1 pseudogene is annotated in these 266 nt (G+C 29.3%); it reads left to right on the plus strand.

The annotated features are described in order from the left end of the window. Positions 1–6 precede the first annotated feature (6 nt). Positions 7–266, plus strand: a pseudogene (locus FOT98_RS31600) (XRE family transcriptional regulator); the annotation flags it as partial.

Consider the following 266-nt stretch of genomic DNA (forward strand, 5'->3'; position numbering starts at 1 on the left):
TATAAAGTGGATAATTTATTACAAATGTTTCGAGATGCATTGTTAATCTCTGAGCCAATTTATAAAACAAATGAGCTAGTATGGAATAAGTGGAATGCCTACTTTAAAGATGTTGAAAACAATAATAATAAAGTATTAACCTCATCTCATGCATCTCCATCATTTACGGCATTAGTGTCTTGGCTAGAAAAAAAGCAAGAATCCGGTATTACATTAGTACAAATTTATGCGAAAATTGATTCCTATAAGGAAGAAATATATAAAGA

This window comes from Bacillus sp. HY001 (assembly GCF_007558965.1).
Classification (GTDB): domain Bacteria; phylum Bacillota; class Bacilli; order Bacillales; family Bacillaceae_G; genus Bacillus_A; species Bacillus_A mobilis.